Origin of the sequence: Ardenticatena maritima, from assembly GCF_001306175.1 — a bacterium.
Taxonomy (GTDB): Bacteria; Chloroflexota; Anaerolineae; order Ardenticatenales; family Ardenticatenaceae; genus Ardenticatena; species Ardenticatena maritima.
In genome coordinates, this window is record NZ_LGKN01000003.1 from 431,591 (window position 1) to 447,411 (window position 15,821).

The window sequence follows — 15,821 nt, forward strand, 5'->3', positions numbered from 1 at the left end:
CGTTTTTTCTTCATGGAAGGGCGGCGACGGCGGCGGCGATACGCGCGCGTTGCGCCTCATCCACAGGCGAAAGCGGTGGGCGTGATGGACCAGCCGCCCAGCCGCGTGCTTCAACCCCCGCCTTGATGCCCCCAATGCCTGTTCCGGCAAGCGCCTCATTCAGTGCGAGCAAGGCGCTGTGGAAGCGCCGCGCCTCTTCGATACGCCCGGCGCGCGCCGCGTTGAACAAAGCGACACACGTTTCGGGCGCGATATTAGCCAGCGCCAGAATCAACCCGTCAGCTGCGCCGTCGAGCAACGCCCCCAGGGCATAGACCGCCGAACCGTTCAGGATGCGAAACGTCGGCGGCGTGGCGCGGCGAATGGCGAGCAGGCTGGCGGGCGCGCCGCTGGAATCCTTGATGCCGACAATGTTGGGATGCGTTGCCAAATCGGCGACCAGCGCCGGCGAGAGCGTGATGTGCGTGAATTGCGGAATGTTGTAGAGCAAAACCGGCACCGGGCTGGCGTCCGCAACGGCTTCGTAATGGCGGCGCAGGGCGCTTTGGGTGTACTGGGGCGTGTAGTAGGTGGGAGCGACGACCAGCACTGCGTCAGCGCCCGCCTCGGCGGCGCGCAGCGTGGCTTCAATGGTAGCGGCGGTGCTGTTGCGCCCCGTGCCCACCAGCAACAGGCGGTCATGGGGAACGGTGCGGCGGGCGATTTGCACCAGCATGCCCTGTTCAAATTCGGTCAGCAGCGGTGTTTCGCCTGTCGAGCCCAGCACCAGGTAGCCCGTCAAGCCGAGGGAATTCCAGGCGTGCAGGTTGGCTTCAAAACCGTCAATGTCGAGCGTGCCATTCTCCAGCATGGGCGTGACGACGGCGGGAATGACGCCTTGCAACGCGCGGAGCACGTCTTCGCGGTTCATGTCTCGTCTCCTTCGGCAAAATCTTCAAAGGCTTCGGGGCGTGTGTAGCCCTGTTCAACGGCTGAATAGTCCAGCCCCGGCGTCAAAAAGCGTTCCAGCACGGCGTTGAGCGTGCCTTCAAAGCGGCGGCTATCCACGCCTTTGATGTAGGAACCGCAGGCGTCGCACACGTCAATGCGGTACACCTCATCCTCGGTGGTGTAGAACCCCAACATGTCGGGGGAATCTTCGCCGCAGAAGGGACAGACGCCGTTGGGGAAGCGCCATTCCGCGGCGCAGCGTTCGCAGAGCAGACGCCGCCATTTGTTGGAAACGATGACTTCAAAATCGGGAAACCCGCCGCAAACGGGGCAGTAGCCGCGCAGCCACTCATCCAGCGGCAGATGGGGCGTGAGTTGCGCGGCGGCTTCCCAAAGCCAAGGCGTCAAGGCGCTTTGCATGAGCGCATCCATGGCAGCGCCTTTGCCCGTCGTGTTGTCGTGGTAGTAGCGTGCCGCAAGTTCGACGCTTTCCTCCGGGGTGGGGGCTTGGCACTCAGGCACGCGCTCACGGAGCAACGCCGCCACCTGTTCCACCCAAGGGTGGAACGTTGACGGGGCAAGACCAAGCCACTCAAAGCGCAGCGCCGGTTCCCCCGAACGCAACCACTGCTTGCGGGAAAAGTCGGCGAGGTGCTTGCTCAGGTCAAGCTCCAGGGCGGCTTGTTGTTGGGCAAGCAAGGCAAACAGGCGGTGGTAAAAGTGCAACAGGTCGGCTTCATCTTCGGGCGCGTTGGCGCTCTGTGCCGCAAGGGCTTCGGCGAGGTCGGCCAGGGTATGCTTCATTGTGGCCTCCTTTGCGGGGTTGCGGGTTGATGAAAGAAAAAAGGCGAGCGGTCGAAACCGTCTCGCCTTCGTCGAGCCAGTCGTTTGGTGAATTACGCTGCGCCGTGTTGTTCCAGGTAGCGGACGGCGTCGCCCACGGTCTGGATTTCTTGCGCTTCTTCGTCGGAGATTTCGCCGCCGAATTCTTCTTCAAACGCCATGATGAGTTCGACGAGGTCGAGCGAGTCGGCTTCGAGGTCTTCGCGGAAGCGAGCGTCCATCGTGACTTTTTCGGGATCAACGTCAAGTTGCTCCACAATGATAGCACGGACGCGTTCAAAAATGTCGGACATGGTTCCTCTCCTTTGCGAAATTGTTGTTTGCCTGCTTTATTCAAACGTCGGCAACTGCGCGCTAGTATATCGGTTTGTTGCCCGAACGTCAATTGCCAAAACCCATGTGTACGGCAAAAGTTACTTGTGTGATAGGCAAAAATCGCGGGTGAGGTATACTACACCGTTGCGAGGTTCGTCAAGCGTGATGAGTCCGCCTGGAAGCAAAACAGAAGCATGTGAGGCAAAGAGGGAGCGAGGGGATATGCGTTTTGGGACGAGTCGTCAAGAAGTGCTGATTACGTTCACCTTGATGTTTCTGGGCGCGGCGGCTGGTTGGGCTTTTGCCGCCGGCACAGGGCGCGAAATTCCCGGTGCGCTCACGGGGGGCGCGCTGGGGGCGCTCTTTGGCGCATCGGTGGGGGAACTTTTTATGGAACTTGAACGCTCGCGGTTTGGCGCACTGGCGCTTGGCGGCGTGCTTGGCGGTGTCGGTGCGGGGGCGTTTTTCGCGCTCCGCTTGCCGCCGGAGCAAATGGGGGGCGCTATTCTTGCCGCTTTCACGGGCGCCGTCGCCGGCGCAATTCTCGCGTCCATGCTGGTCTGGGTGCGCCGTGATGGACCGGCACTCTGGCGCGCTTTTCTGGCAACCACTGCCACGCTCGACACGGATGCGCCCGTGCTCAACCGTTTTCGCCTGACCGTCGCCCTCAGCGGCATGGGGGCGTTTTTGGCGCTGCTGAGCGGCTGGCTTCAGCGGATGGCGTTGCCGGTGGTGGCTGGGTTGGCGCTGGTGGGGCTGGCGCTCGGATTCGTGAACGGGTACGGCGGCACGCGCACGGTGCGCGGCACCGCGTTGGGGACGTTCGCCGGGCTGGTGCTGGGGCTACTGGGCGGCGTGCTGGGTGTTGGGGCGTCGTTTTTCGCCACGCTCATCTCCGGGCTTGCGCTGGGCATGTTGTTGGGCGGCGTGGGCGGCATGCTCTTCCCGATAGGTGGACGCCATGAATGACGTGCGCTACTACCAAACCCGTGGGCGCTGGTTGGCGGGCGCTATTCGCGCGGGCACATTCACACCCGAAGACGCTCAGCCGCGTTTCGAGTTTCTCATGCAGACCCCCATTGCGCGGGCGCGCCGTCTGCTGCACATTGGCAGCGGCACAGCCGGCGTGAGTTTGCTGCTTGGGCGGCATGGTTTTCGCCCCGTGGCGGTTGAATTGTCGGCAGACCTTGCCGCGCTCGCGCGTGAAGCCTCGCTGGCGCGTGGGTGGGCGGTGGCGGTGTTGAACGAAGATTTCCGCACGTTAGACTTTCCGCCCTACTTCGACGCGATTTTGGCTGACGGTATGTTGCCCTTTGGGCAGCCTTCCGAAGCCGAAACCGTCGAAGCGGTGCAAAAAGTGGCGGATTTGCTGCGACCAGGCGGCTATTTGCTCTTTGGCTCGCCTGAATGGCGACCAGCGCCGACGTGGCGACGCCGCTACACCACGCCGCAAGGCGAGGTACTGGAAGAAGCCGTTTTCGACGCCGAGACGCGCACCGTCCTGCGCACGTTGACCCCGCCGGAGGGGGAACCGCTGACACTGCGTCGGCGGTGGCAGACGCCGGCTGAAATGCGCGCCATGCTCGAAACAGCCGGGTTGGTGGTGGTTCAGCAGTGGCGTGCTTTCGACCCACAAGCCGCCTGGCAAGAGGCGGAAGATGGGACGGGGCTGGTTTGGTTGGCGCGTCGTCGCTAGTACGACAACCGCACTTGTGCGGATAGAGTTTCTCGACTGTGATAGCGGTAAAGCCAAGGGGAGAGCGGACTGGACGAATTACGAAGTGCGTTCCTGACACAGTTGGTACCGGTATATCATGCTCTCCATGATGGCCATGCATGGTTCGTCTCTCCGCTGCCGGGCAACGGAAAAAAGGGGCCAAGTTGGGATTGGCCGACCTGACGGTGCTGGAAGTGCGTCGGCTGCTGGCGGTGACGTTCCCCCTCCCCCCGCATTCGGTGGAGCTGTGGTATAAACCCCGATAAGCGCGGTTGTAGTAATAGGCAATTGGTATTATCCACTGCTCTTCGAGCACTTCCCTTGGGCGATTTGACAATGTCACCAACGGCGTATAATAGCGCCCGTTTTTGAAGCAGAAAGGCCGCGGCATCGCGGCATATCCGCAAACACTTCGGTCGTCTTCTTGTCGTCTTCGAGTCGTTCTCTGCAAAGGCTGCTGCTGTCAACCACATATAACTTTCACTCCCGGAGGAAATCTTATGGTGCATTTACGCCAGCTTGTACGTGTGGGGTTCATTAGCACTACCGGACTATAACTCAGCTACTCGCATCTCCGTTTTCAAGATTTCTGCAGGCACAACCATTATCCGAGGAAAGGTAGCTTCACAAGTTCAAGACCCGCGTTTTGGTCCCTATGCAACGGGGGGCGGAATACAGATTTACCTTCCCAACCCCGAAAGTGCTATGTTGCTTGGCCCTCTTGATGTAACCAAGTAAGAGGAATGCCTTGGAAGAGAGAACTGTGGAAGAGAAAATTAAGGCGCTACTCGCTCAAGCCAAGGACGCTGCTCAGGAGCCTCAATCCCACTGGCTTCTGCCCCACGTTATTAATGTACTTGAGGCGATGCTAGATTGTCTTCCAGATCAAAAGGCCCTTTTAGGAGCAGCTGGTGCGCTAGGACGGATTGTGACCGATGATTACGCCTTTTCCGAGAGTCCACTAGGAGGTGAACTGCTTGACCTTGTCACCGAGATCGTTTCTCAATGCGACCCTCGGTTCCGAAGAGTGAGTGGCGAAGAGTAACGGAGTAGATTGTACATTTGAATGTACCTTAACAACCGAATCCGTCTTTCCCTGCAGAGGCCTATCACACCGCCAGCTGACCGCAGAGGCTGGTCGGCTTCCTGGGAGAGGGCTGGGTGACGGACGAAAGCTGCCCTCCAGAGGGCGGCGTGCTGTATTACTTCCTCCCCGACCACCTGGGGTCCACGGTCACGCTGGCGAATGCGGATGGCACGGTCAGCGGCCGGTTGTGGTATTATCCCTACGGGGAGGCGCGAGCGGGCTGGGGGAGTGTTCCCACGCCACCGCTTCACCGGCCAGCGCTGGGATGACGCCCTGGCCTTTATGACTACAACGCCCGCCATTACGACCCCGCCCTCGGTCGCTTCACGCAACCGGACACCATCGTACCGGAGCCAGGAAACCCGCAGGCGCTGAACCGCTATGCCTACGTCTACAACAACCCGTTACGGTACACGGACCCGAGTGGGCATATACCTTGCTATGGGGATCCTCTTCTGGGAGAATGCAGCTGGTCAGGTACAGGCCACCACACTGTCCATCAACGGGGGCGAAGACGCGATATCGCGACGTACACTCGTTTCATTTTACGTGAAGTGCGCAATCCGGATGCTGGCGTGACCGACGTAGAAGCTTTTGCCCAAATCCTCAACTTCGCTGCTGGCTTTGGGACGGACACCCAAGCATGGGCCGATGACATCACGGCTGTCATCTTGGGCACCGCCGGACCCTGGACGCTCATCACGGCTTTACCCGTTAAATTTCGCGAGTGGCGTGGAGGCCCCCGTCTACCGGAGTTTGGTGATACCGGATTCCATGAGGCTTATCAAGATGGGCACAATCAAATCTACCATTGGTGGGCATATGTGAACACAGCCATTCAGGGCGGATGGGTTGGTGCCATCCTTGTGGGTATACCTGCGAATGACATACATGAATTCGTGGACTTCACAGAATCTCTCAAACCGCCCAAGGAGCGAGGAGCGTCGTGGCAAGACTACGCGCTTTCCTACAACGGCCTGGCTTTTGGGTTAGCCCTCTATGAAGGGATAATTACACCGGATACTGCCGCAGATGCTGCACGGCGGGCCTTGATAACAGACCTACGCGATCCGGTGACTCGCTGGCTGGCCTCGACAGGCAACAGTTGGCTACCTCCTAATGTGGTAGGTGCCGGACTGGATCGGTTACTTGGTCGATAGGAGGGGAACCATGAGAGTGCGGAAGTGGTGGCTAGTTCCATTGCTGCTATTGCTGGTGTTGGGAGGGGGGTGTCAACGGATAGCAGAAATACAAGAGGCGAGACGAGCGGCTGCCACGGCCAAAGCGGAGCGATATCCTTGGGCCGTGTATCCCATCAGCGAAGAGAGCAAGCAAGTGCTGTGTGATGCACTGGATTTGCCTGCTGGGGACCCATTCTGCGAGCCGGGACGTCCTGTCGACCATTGGGATGTGTACAAAAAGGTGAAAGCACTTTTTCCTCCGGGCACGCCCTATGCGGAGGTGGAGGCGAAGTTGGGGCGCTTCCCTCATGTGAAGGAGGAAAGTCGACAGCCCGATGGGACATTAGTGGGACTCCGGTATGTTTATCAACTCACGGAATACGAAGGAGCATGCATATATTTCCAGCTAGATTTAAAGAGCAAAAAATTGGTCACGAGGGTTTATGCGACGACCTTGGGCAGCGGCCCTCAACGGATCAAATGCGGCCCGGCGGATAGACCGAAAAAATAGGGAGGTTTCAACAGTTTGATTGCTCAACCATCCAGCACACAACAGAGGGATAAACGAGCTGCTATTCTTCCATTAACTTTCTCAACCCATCTACGCCGGAGGAAGAAAGCCAGGGCGGGGGCGGGGCATTCGGCTGGAGGGAGAATGTCCTGCAGAGCTGCAAAGTCTGAACCGCTACGCGTACGTTAACAACAACCCGTTGCGGTACTCGGATCCGAGTGGGCATGCTGCTATTTGCGGTGTAGTAGGTGAGTCCTGTGAAGGTCCGTTTAAGGCAACACTTGTTTCTCCTGAGAGTAAGATAGCCGAAATCGACCGTTTGCGTCGTAGGGTGACCGGTCCTATATTTGGTCAACTAAATGTTATCGACAAATTGAGCGTATTGGACTCAATATAACCGGATATCCCTGGATGGACGCAGATCTCTGGAAATACGTCCTCACAGGAGAGGCCAGTATAGGCGTGGGTCAAGTACGAGTTGATACGGCTATGAAATTAGAAACAAAAAATCTTGTCATCCCCTACACACCAAATGTACTTCTCATCGGGCGGAGAGGAGCAATCGCTCTGCGGTTGAGTGTTGATCCGGCTAATATTCAATATATTGCCGCTAACATCTTAGATATTCAAACTACTGTCCATAGATATGCAGCAGATTTGAACCTAACTACAGAACAGCAGCGAGTTTTGATAATCAATGGTTATAATGTAGGAAAAGAAAATATTGAGAAGGCCTTGATAGAAGCACAGCAAGGTTCTCCTCAAGCCTTGAGCGATTATTTGGCATGGCCTTATGCACATCGGGGGATTTTTTCCATCTACTATTCCTTTCGGAGTAACGCACCATGAGAGTTAAACCATATATTGGGGCTATTGTATTCCTGCTTCTCTTCACAACTGCCTGTGGCTTGATGGAAAGGGAAAAGACCAAGCCATTGCTCCCCAACTTTACTATGGAACGGATAAAAGACGGCTACTCCTTGGCTCTTAGTGAAGCCCGAGAGTGGAGTCACAAGGCGTACTTAGAGTCCGTTGATGCTATTTACCGAAGAGATCGTGAGGAGTGGAAGATATCAAAAGCATCATATACGTTTGTGGATAAAGATACAAAGACTTACATCGTTATAGAAATTAACAAAGCAGAGGGAGAGTTGCTTATTACTCCCCCTGGTCGTATTGGTGTCAGCACCAGTATAGTCACTACTTCCCAATTTTATCTCGAACGTAACAAGGATGAGACAGAGGCGTTGTACAAATCCATCGCTATTCTGGGGGATATGACAGAAAAATGCGGAATTGAAAAGGTAATTATCGCCGGAGCACCTTACGCATATCAAGGATGGGATGTCCGTTTTGTCAACCCACGGTGGATTACTTTGTCGCCCCTCTTTCTTGCAGAGATTTATGTGAATGCAGAAACCGGTGATATAGTCAGAAGAGACCTCAGTAATCTGTGGAAAATTTGTAATACAAAATAGTGATGTAGAGCCTGGTTGCTGTTTTGGGATGTATTCACCCACATAACGTTCGAGGCGTTAGAGCGGGCGCTGCGGGCTATAGACGAACGGATGGACCTGCGTCTTGGCAAGTCCAAGCCCCTTAAGCAAAACGCTCCTTAAGGGCTTTGCTCTCTACCGGCCAGCGCTGGGATGACGGATGAGGGCCCTCACTCACCTCTCAGCTCGTCTGCGACGGGCTTCCCCTCCTCCCTCTCCCAACCTTGGGAGAGGGAGGAGGGCCGGGGAGAAGGTCAGGTACGGGCCGACGTTTATATGGAGGGAGAGGGCACGACCCCGCCCTCGGTCGCTTCACGCAACCGGACACCATCGTACCGGAGCCAGGAAACCCGCAGGCGCTGAACCGCTACGCTGGGCGCACAGCCATGCGCCCCAACGTCCCCGCTGCGGTACACGGACCCGAGTGGGCACGCAGTATGTATTGATATACAATGTGACCTTGTTCAAACACCCATAAGTAGCAGGCCCACCCTGCGGGGCATTATTCCACCGCCGATTCAGTATATTTACAAGGAGATGGTACACAATGCGCAGAGTTCGCTGGTAAAGGCTATGCAATTAGCGAATGCCGTGTCCCGGTTTGGTGGTTTTAGCACATTGTTAGGCAAAGCCGCCACCTACAGCATTTGGGCGTCCCAAGTTATGGATGCGCGAATCAAAAAGTATGCTGGGCCTTTAGCCCCGAAAATTGCAAACTGGGACCACAAGCCCATTTTGCTTGATGAGGTAAACTCACCTGTACCAGAGATTCCCGACGAAAGTCCCGGAAAGCCTAAGGGGTGATCAACTGTTGGATCACTTCTATATCGATTCGACATATGGTCGAACATTCACTACGGGTACGTGGGTCGGGCCTCTGATTTCTCTCAACTTGAGTTGACAGGAGAAGCGGGGATCGAGCAGATTGGCTCGAATTTGTATAACAAGACTGTATCGCATCGTTCTTCGGGGGCTGACAATTGGGCAGCTTCCTGGGATGATCCGTCGGACAACGCAGCCATTCAGATAGGTATTCAACTGTGGAACAAATACGGGTTGGCGGTGAAACCAGCCGATCTTTACTTGGCTGTGTTAGAGGAGCCTCGTCTGGCTACACAACCGTTGGGAGGTACACCATGAGTGAGCGGTGGCGTGTAGGGTGTATGTTATATATGCTTATGTTGCTTCTAGGTGGACTCGCTTTAGGGGGATGCGTGGCGCGGTATTATCAATCTACGCAGAGGGAACCAGAACTCCCTGTAAACCAGTTCCTGCAAAAGCAATTCGAGGCTTTGCCACCTGGATGGACTTTTCATAAGGTAAGCGCCTCGGATATATGGACCGACACCGATTTCACCAGGGCACGGTGGGCTGTTGCGAGCGGATTCCAGTATGAGGTCACGTTAGAAACGTACAGGCGGAACCAGATCCACGAAGAGATCCATGTCTTCTGGAATTCCTTCGCTGCTAAAGTAAACTCGCGCCCTTCACCATCAAGTGTGAATGCAGGGAAAGGATACGTTCCGAAAGGATGGATATATCACCCACCCAATGCCAATCAATTCGAGTTTGGTTGTGAGGGTGGAGATGGAGTTGCCCAGCCAGAATGGTGTAGATTAATCCTACGTTACGAAGAGTATGTCATCGTTCTTTCCACCCCTATTGCAGACTACATGACTCTTGAGGACTTGAAGCAATTGCTGGAAGTGATCGATCGAGAGATGGTCGATTTTCTGCGACATTCCGCCCTGCGTCCCGGGCCACGCAAAGTGCCGGAGTTACTTGACCCTTGATTCATAGGACCTACCACTCCGTGGGAACGCCTCAAGGCCGGATGGCACGGTCAGCGGCTGGTATCCCTACGGGGAGGCGCGAAAGGGTTGGGAGCGTGTGCCCACGCCCTACCGCTTCACCGGCCAGCGCTGGGATGACGGATGAGGGCCCTCACTCACCTCTCAGCCCGTCTGCGACTGGCTTCCCCTCCTCCCTCTCCCAACCTTGGGAGAGGGAGGAGGGCCGGGGAGAAGGTCAGGTACGGGCCGACGTTTATATGGAGGGAGAGGGCACGACCCCGCCCTCGGTCGCTTCACGCAACCGGACACTATCGTGCCGGAGCCAGGAAACCCGCAGGCGCTGAACCGGTACGCTGGGCGCACAGCCATGCGCCCCAACGTCCTCGCTGCGGTACACGGACCCGAGTGGGCACACGCCATGGGACATTGGTGATGCCATCTTCTTCGCCATCAGCGCCTACGAGTTTGCCACCAACCCTTCCTTGACCAATGCTGGTTGGCTAGTTCTAGACACAATAAGTCTGCTACCGGCTCTGCCCTCGATAGGGTATCTGCGGTATGGCGATGAGGCTTCGGAACTTTACCACCGGATTACTCGTGTTGTGGGACGTGGTGGTTTACAGGTCGGTGATGACCTACTACAGGCCGTGCGACGCTTTGGCGGGGGCAACCAACTGTTTCCCCCCGGCGCGCGGGTGGAGCGACTGCTGCGGTCATTGGCGACAGTACGATTTCCGCAGGTGAAGGGGTACGTCTTTCAGATGGAGTGGATTGCGATGCATGCCACCGAGGTAGTGGAGATCGAGAGGAGTCTTGGCGGTGGGCGGTCCATTGATGTGGTGTTGAAGGATGGAACGTTTGTGGAGTTGAAGAACTACGATTGGAGTAAGTGGGATGAGAGGGGATTGAGATATCTTGCTGAGAAGTTCGCAGTGCAACTTAAGATTTATCAACAGCATGCTGATCAAGTAAAGTTCATTTTCCAGAACAGTGTTCCGAATATCGTACGTCAGGAACTTGAATCTCTCGGTGCCATTGTTGAGGTGTATCCATGAGCGAGGTTGTTCTGCGATTTTATCAGGCGAAAGATTTAGGAAAACCTGGAAGCCTAGAGGCGATCCTGGACACTCTTCAGGCGTTAGGGCTTCCACCAGATTCGGTGCAGATAGGAAGTTCCCTTGTGACCGAATCGATTGTTTGGTGGGACCATTACGATGAGAATGTGCGCCGCCAACTGGGGGTGGCCTATAAGCACCGACACTTACATATCTTAGTGGTACAAGACCAGAGTGACGAATACAACCAGTTGGCCTTTCGGCTAGATCTGAAGTGGGAATACAGTCCAAATGAGACGCCTATGAAGACACGCGTCTATCTTCGCACTCACGATGCCTGGATGTTCAACAAAGCGAGATATCCTCGCGAATACTACGCTCAACTCATGTTGCGCTTGGGAAAGGCATTATACGCCATCTTGCATCCCGTGTTTGGCAGCATCGACTTTTGCAGCAACCGCATACGGGAGAAGGATGTGCAGGCATTGGAAATCCCCCACATTTACTGGGCCAACTTCTTTGGGCAGGAGTACGTGGAAAAGTACGGCAAGGAGTACTTTCTGAAGGCACCGGGTTGGTTGCATGAAGAATTGGATGATGGTGGGATACTGTATGTGCTGGCTCCGGTGATGGCGCGCCGGATCAAAGGCTACAAAGCGTTGGCGGAGGAAGTGAAAGCGTACTTTGGTGTGGAGTCGGTGCGTTGTGAGAAGAAGCGAAGGTCCAAGGGGCGGAAGAGGGGCTGAAGGTTTGGCCGGACGGGACAACCCGGCGTTGGAGTGGGTGGAGGTGAAGATGGACGTATAGCCTGCACGGCGGTGAGCACCTTGACAATCGGATAACTGAGCGGGGGGAACGGCGTCCTCCCCACCGACCGCCAGTACACCGGCCAGCGCTGGGATGACGCCCTGGGCCTTTACGACTACAAAGCCCGCTATTACGACCCCGCCCTGGGCCGTTTCATCCAGCCCGACACCCTTGTCCCCCGGCCCGGCGACCCGCAATCCCTCAACCGCTATGCCTATGTGCGCAACAACCCGCTGCGGTACACGGACCCGAGTGGGCATTGCTGGGGAGTAGCGAGTTTCATCCGCGGACTTCCAGGTTACGATGTCACCTGCAACAACCTGGATATGGCCCTCACCATCGTCCAAAGCGACCGGGCTACAGCCCAGCAAAAAACTCTGGCATGGGGGTACATTACGCTGGAAGGGGGTGCTCATGCGGCTCTTCTGGTGGGTACGGGCATACTGGCTTGGGAAGGGACCGCAGCCGCGATTGGGGCACTCAGTACCGGCGAAGGGACCGCGGTCGCCAGCACGACTGCCACCGCCGCCTGCGCCGATGGGGATTGTGCGAATGAGGCCAAGATAGTTACACACGGCTTTTGGTCAGGAGGTGAAATAGTCAAAAATGCAGCTCAGCAATGGGCCTTAGAGAATAATGGAATCACATTGGAGATGACAGACATCGGAAAGCAATTGGAGCAGATTTCACAGGTGCTAGACTGGTTTACCGAAGCACGCCCATTGTGGATACAGGCTTCGCGGAATTTTGCTTTAGAGGCGAGTGGGGAAGTACATGTATTTCAGGTGGCTGAACGAGGAGTCAGTCTACAGAGTATCTGGGCTACAATAGAGTATCCCACGCTCCTCACCAATCCTCGCGTCACCGCCATCATTTACCATGTGGTGATGCCCGATGGAAACGTTATTACCCTGCCATAAGGAGGACGTAATGTTTACTATACCGCGCCCCAACGTTATTCAGAGCTCGGAAGGCTTCACCGTTGAAGTCGTTGGGCGGAGTAGGATTTTATATACGGAGCCTGGCAAAAAACTTTTTATTGATGCCGAACTCCTGGCCGGGCCTTCCGGTTTAGTCATTTATACCGATTCCATAAATACTTGGGATGCACCTACTGGCGAGAAAATCACGGAAGAGGAAAAACACCGAATCATTGAGAACATTCGCAAAGCCTTTCGTTTCAGAGGTATTGAGATTGAAATGCAGTAAATTTGCTAACCGGGCTAAACCGCGATTGGGGCATTCAGTACCGGCGAAGGGGCCGCGGTCGCTAGCGCGGCCCCTTCGCTGCCTGCGCCGATGGGGATTGCACGAATGAGGCCCGAGTCATCACTCAGGCAGGGACAAATGTTTGGGATTTGCCGCCTCTTCAACGAGGGATTGCGGTTGAAAAAATATTGGGACGAAGCCGGTTCCTGAGCCCCAATTTCCCGGTGATTGACCGTTTTGAGAACGGTGTGGCAACGAGCATCAAAAGTCTGGACTTGAACGCAGCCACTTACCAGAACCCTACACGGTTGGCCAGCACGGTCATGCGCTACGTGCGGACGCTGGCGCAGTGGGAGGGGCAAGCTGAAGCATGGGGCCAGATTCAAATTGCTCCTTCGCAAATAAATGAAATATGGAAGCAAATACAAGATGCTGGCACACACATGGGATTTATGGACTATGCAGATCCCCAGTATGACGATCTTATGTGGCGTCTCCAGCAACAGATGCTGACCCTTGTGGAGTTAATACGTCGCAATTCGTGAAGCAAACACACTAAGCAAATTTACCCGAAGCCAGGGAACCCGCAGGCGCTGAACCGGTACGCTGGGCGCAACAACCCGCTGCGGTACAATGACCCCACAGGGCATTGCCCCTCGTGCATTTCCATTGGCGTCGGGGCGTTGCTCGGCGCTGGGGTCACTTATGGCGTTCAAGTTGCCGCCAACATCAGCCAGAACGGTCTCAACGTTCAGGCCTTTACCCAGGTCAACTGGGCCGCCGTGGCCGCCGGGGCCGTGGCCGGCGCGGTGGGCGGCGCCACGTTTGGTTTAGGCACCGCCGTACTCGGAACCGGGGCGGCAGGCACCATAGCCTCCGGGGCCATCAGTGGAGCCGTGGCGGGCAGGCGGCCATTGCCACGGAGAACGCGCTCACCGGGCAGGCTATCACCGAAGGCCTGGGTAGACCGGAGGATATTCTTCGCGATGCAGCGGTGGGCGCCGTAGTTTCCGGCGTGGGTCGAAGTATGGACCTTGCCCTCATTCGGGCACGATATCCAGGATATTACAGCCGTTATATCTCGGAGGGCGAATTGCAAGCCATTGAAGAAACAGGATTGCTTCGCGGTGGTCGCCCGGGTGAGACTTATTTCACTACAGACATATACAAGTCGGCTAAGGAAGCCACTTCTCGTTTAGCTTTACCTAATACTCCTCAATACAGAATAGATTTTCAAATCCTAAATCAGCCTCGCATCTTTGGGCCACGAAGAGTTCAACCCTGGGTTTGGCCCTTACGGCCGGGCTTCCGTGCAGGCTTTGGAGTAGAGTATTGGACAGTAGATCCTGTTCAAGTCAAAATACTCCGCCTTGAAAAATTGGTTAGGTAGTAGGGAGGAGTACTTTGATGGCACATGTAAAAGTAGTTGTGATTGAGCCATATGAAGCGTACGAGATTCTAACAGGAGAAGTGGGCTGGCTGCCCTTCTCCCTCAAAACCGAGGACGGACGCAAATTTTCCCTTTTTCCACATCACGGCCTATTTGACATAATACGCTGGCTGAAGGAAGGACACCTTGTCGTCGATATGCGCGATACACAAACCGGGAAATTACTCCGTGGCTCAATGACTAAAACAAAAAGCTGAACAGGCGTATGAAGTACATGCCGCTTTGACAAGCAGTCCATTCCCACTGTAGAAATGGAACGGTGTCCTTTTACAAGGGATAATCCCATCTCTTGGGCAGCGCCAGCCTGGTGGTCTCGGCCACGGGGCAGGTGGTGGCGCAGCAGCGTTACCTGCCCTTCGGTGAGGTGCGCTGGCGCAGCGGCACCCTTCCTACCGACCGCCGCTTCACCAGCCAGCGCTGGGACGACGCCCTGGGGCTCTACTTTTACAACGCCCGCTACTACGACCCCGCCCTCGGTCGCTTCATCCAGCCCGACACCCTCGTCCCCCGGCCGGCGCCCCTCAGGCGCTGAAGCGGTACGCTGGGCGCGCAGCCGTGCGCCCCAACGTTTCCGCCGGGGATGCCCGCGGGCGCTGGGTTGGTGGTTGTTCAGCAGTGGCGTGCTTTCGACCCACAACAAGCCGCCTGGCAAGAGGCAGAAGATGGGACGGGGCTGGTTTGGTTGGCGCGTCGTCGCTAAGCGGCTATTTTCGCCCCATGTGGGAGTATGCTAGAATGCTGGCGGACGTCAGCAAGAGGAATGAAGTAAGGAGCAAAACCTATGCCGTTGCGTGAAATCGTGACTGTTCCAAATGACGTGTTGCGTGAAAAAGCCCAGCCGGTGGAAACGTTTGGCCCCGAATTGCGGGCGCTGGTGCGCGATATGATTGAAACGATGCGCGCGGCGCACGGCGTGGGGCTGGCTGGTCCTCAGATTGCCGAATTGAAGCGGGTGATTGTCGTCGAAGTCCCCGCCGACGAAGAGGATGAGGGAGCGAATGTCGGCAGCCCCTGGATTGGCAAACCGTTCGCGCTGGTGAACCCGGAAATTGTGGAAGCAAGCGAAGAGATGGAAGCGGGTATCGAGGGGTGTCTGTCCATTCCCGGCTACGTTGGTGAAGTGATGCGCCACACGCGCATTGTGGTGATTGGACGCAATGAGTGGGGCAAACCGCGCCGCATTGAAGCCGAAGGGTTCTTGGCGCGTGTCTTGCAGCATGAAATTGACCACTTGAACGGCATTCTCTACACCGACCGCCTGACGTCGCCAGACCGGTTTTGGGAAGTGCAAGAAGGCGAAGAGGAAGAGACAGTCGCCGAATAAGCCGAGCAATCGTCTCTGTGAGGGCGCACCTGGATGCGCCCTCTTTTCATTTGACGAACGTGGGGGGCGGTCTATACTCCCCTGTCGCATGTGGTGAAGGAGG

At 56.2% G+C, this 15,821-nt stretch carries 17 protein-coding genes and 3 pseudogenes; 17 read left to right on the forward strand and 3 right to left on the reverse strand.

Going from position 1 to position 15,821, the window contains the following annotated elements; all coding sequences use genetic code 11:
* Positions 1-10: 10 nt before the first annotated feature.
* The 3 genes from SE16_RS01945 to SE16_RS01955 form a co-directional block, all read right to left on the reverse strand.
* Positions 11-910 (reverse strand): dihydrodipicolinate synthase family protein, encoded by a 900-nt coding sequence (locus tag SE16_RS01945; protein ID WP_054492629.1) that lies wholly within the window; start codon positions 908-910, stop codon positions 11-13.
* Positions 907-1,734, reverse strand: coding sequence for a formate dehydrogenase accessory protein FdhE (locus tag SE16_RS01950; protein WP_054492630.1), 828 nt, complete (start codon positions 1,732-1,734; stop codon positions 907-909). Before SE16_RS01950 ends, SE16_RS01945 begins: the two co-directional genes overlap by 4 nt.
* Before the next feature lie 92 nt (positions 1,735-1,826).
* A complete protein-coding gene (locus SE16_RS01955; protein ID WP_054492631.1) occupies positions 1,827-2,066 on the reverse strand; it encodes an acyl carrier protein in 240 nt (79 codons plus the stop codon).
* Positions 2,067-2,310: 244 nt separating this feature from the next.
* On the opposite strand from SE16_RS01955, the gene SE16_RS01960 reads away from it, so the two are divergent.
* From SE16_RS01960 to def, 17 genes and pseudogenes are all read left to right on the forward strand, one after another.
* A complete protein-coding gene (locus tag SE16_RS01960) occupies positions 2,311-3,057 on the forward strand; it encodes a hypothetical protein (protein ID WP_054492632.1) in 747 nt (248 codons plus the stop codon).
* Positions 3,050-3,784 carry a class I SAM-dependent methyltransferase gene (locus SE16_RS01965; protein WP_054492633.1) on the forward strand — a complete coding sequence of 245 codons (735 nt, stop codon included), beginning with the start codon at positions 3,050-3,052 and terminating at the stop codon, positions 3,782-3,784. The genes SE16_RS01960 and SE16_RS01965 overlap by 8 nt, the downstream gene beginning before the upstream one ends.
* A gap of 1,395 nt (positions 3,785-5,179) precedes the next feature.
* A pseudogene (locus tag SE16_RS16660) lies at positions 5,180-5,311 on the forward strand (RHS repeat-associated core domain-containing protein); the annotation flags it as partial.
* Positions 5,312-5,467: 156 nt separating this feature from the next.
* On the forward strand, positions 5,468-6,052 hold the full coding sequence (locus tag SE16_RS01975; RefSeq protein ID WP_054492635.1) for a hypothetical protein: 585 nt from the start codon (positions 5,468-5,470) through the stop codon (positions 6,050-6,052).
* Between the two features lie 1,021 nt (positions 6,053-7,073).
* A complete protein-coding gene (locus SE16_RS15655; protein ID WP_152918066.1) occupies positions 7,074-7,433 on the forward strand; it encodes a hypothetical protein in 360 nt (119 codons plus the stop codon).
* Positions 7,430-8,062, forward strand: coding sequence for a hypothetical protein (locus tag SE16_RS01985; RefSeq protein ID WP_054492637.1), 633 nt, complete (start codon positions 7,430-7,432; stop codon positions 8,060-8,062). The genes SE16_RS15655 and SE16_RS01985 overlap by 4 nt, the downstream gene beginning before the upstream one ends.
* An 852-nt stretch (positions 8,063-8,914) precedes the next feature.
* Positions 8,915-9,220, forward strand: a pseudogene (locus SE16_RS16665) (polymorphic toxin type 44 domain-containing protein); the annotation flags it as partial.
* Complete coding sequence (locus tag SE16_RS01995; protein ID WP_082381962.1) at positions 9,217-9,873, forward strand: hypothetical protein; 657 nt, start codon at positions 9,217-9,219, stop codon at positions 9,871-9,873. The pseudogene SE16_RS16665 and the gene SE16_RS01995, both read left to right, overlap by 4 nt.
* A 761-nt stretch (positions 9,874-10,634) precedes the next feature.
* Positions 10,635-10,928: a hypothetical protein gene (locus tag SE16_RS15660; protein ID WP_152918067.1), complete on the forward strand. Its 294-nt coding sequence runs from the start codon at positions 10,635-10,637 to the stop codon at positions 10,926-10,928.
* Entirely contained in the window at positions 10,925-11,674 is a 750-nt protein-coding gene (locus SE16_RS02005) for a hypothetical protein (RefSeq protein WP_054492641.1), read from the forward strand. The genes SE16_RS15660 and SE16_RS02005 overlap by 4 nt, the downstream gene beginning before the upstream one ends.
* A 96-nt stretch (positions 11,675-11,770) precedes the next feature.
* A pseudogene (locus SE16_RS16670) lies at positions 11,771-11,983 on the forward strand (RHS repeat-associated core domain-containing protein); the annotation flags it as partial.
* 78 nt (positions 11,984-12,061) lie between these two features.
* Positions 12,062-12,655, forward strand: coding sequence for a hypothetical protein (locus SE16_RS02010; RefSeq protein WP_054492642.1), 594 nt, complete (start codon positions 12,062-12,064; stop codon positions 12,653-12,655).
* Positions 12,656-12,665: 10 nt separating this feature from the next.
* Positions 12,666-12,944 carry an Imm74 family immunity protein gene (locus SE16_RS02015; RefSeq protein ID WP_054492643.1) on the forward strand — a complete coding sequence of 93 codons (279 nt, stop codon included), beginning with the start codon at positions 12,666-12,668 and terminating at the stop codon, positions 12,942-12,944.
* Between the two features lie 149 nt (positions 12,945-13,093).
* Positions 13,094-13,489, forward strand: coding sequence for an endonuclease toxin domain-containing protein (locus SE16_RS02020; RefSeq protein WP_161804499.1), 396 nt, complete (start codon positions 13,094-13,096; stop codon positions 13,487-13,489).
* A gap of 862 nt (positions 13,490-14,351) precedes the next feature.
* Complete coding sequence (locus tag SE16_RS02030; protein ID WP_054492646.1) at positions 14,352-14,591, forward strand: hypothetical protein; 240 nt, start codon at positions 14,352-14,354, stop codon at positions 14,589-14,591.
* A gap of 92 nt (positions 14,592-14,683) precedes the next feature.
* Entirely contained in the window at positions 14,684-14,926 is a 243-nt protein-coding gene (locus SE16_RS02035) for an RHS repeat-associated core domain-containing protein (protein WP_054492647.1), read from the forward strand.
* 249 nt (positions 14,927-15,175) lie between these two features.
* Positions 15,176-15,718, forward strand: a complete 543-nt coding sequence (def, locus tag SE16_RS02040; RefSeq protein WP_054492648.1) for a peptide deformylase — start codon at positions 15,176-15,178, stop codon at positions 15,716-15,718.
* Positions 15,719-15,821: the final 103 nt, after the last annotated feature.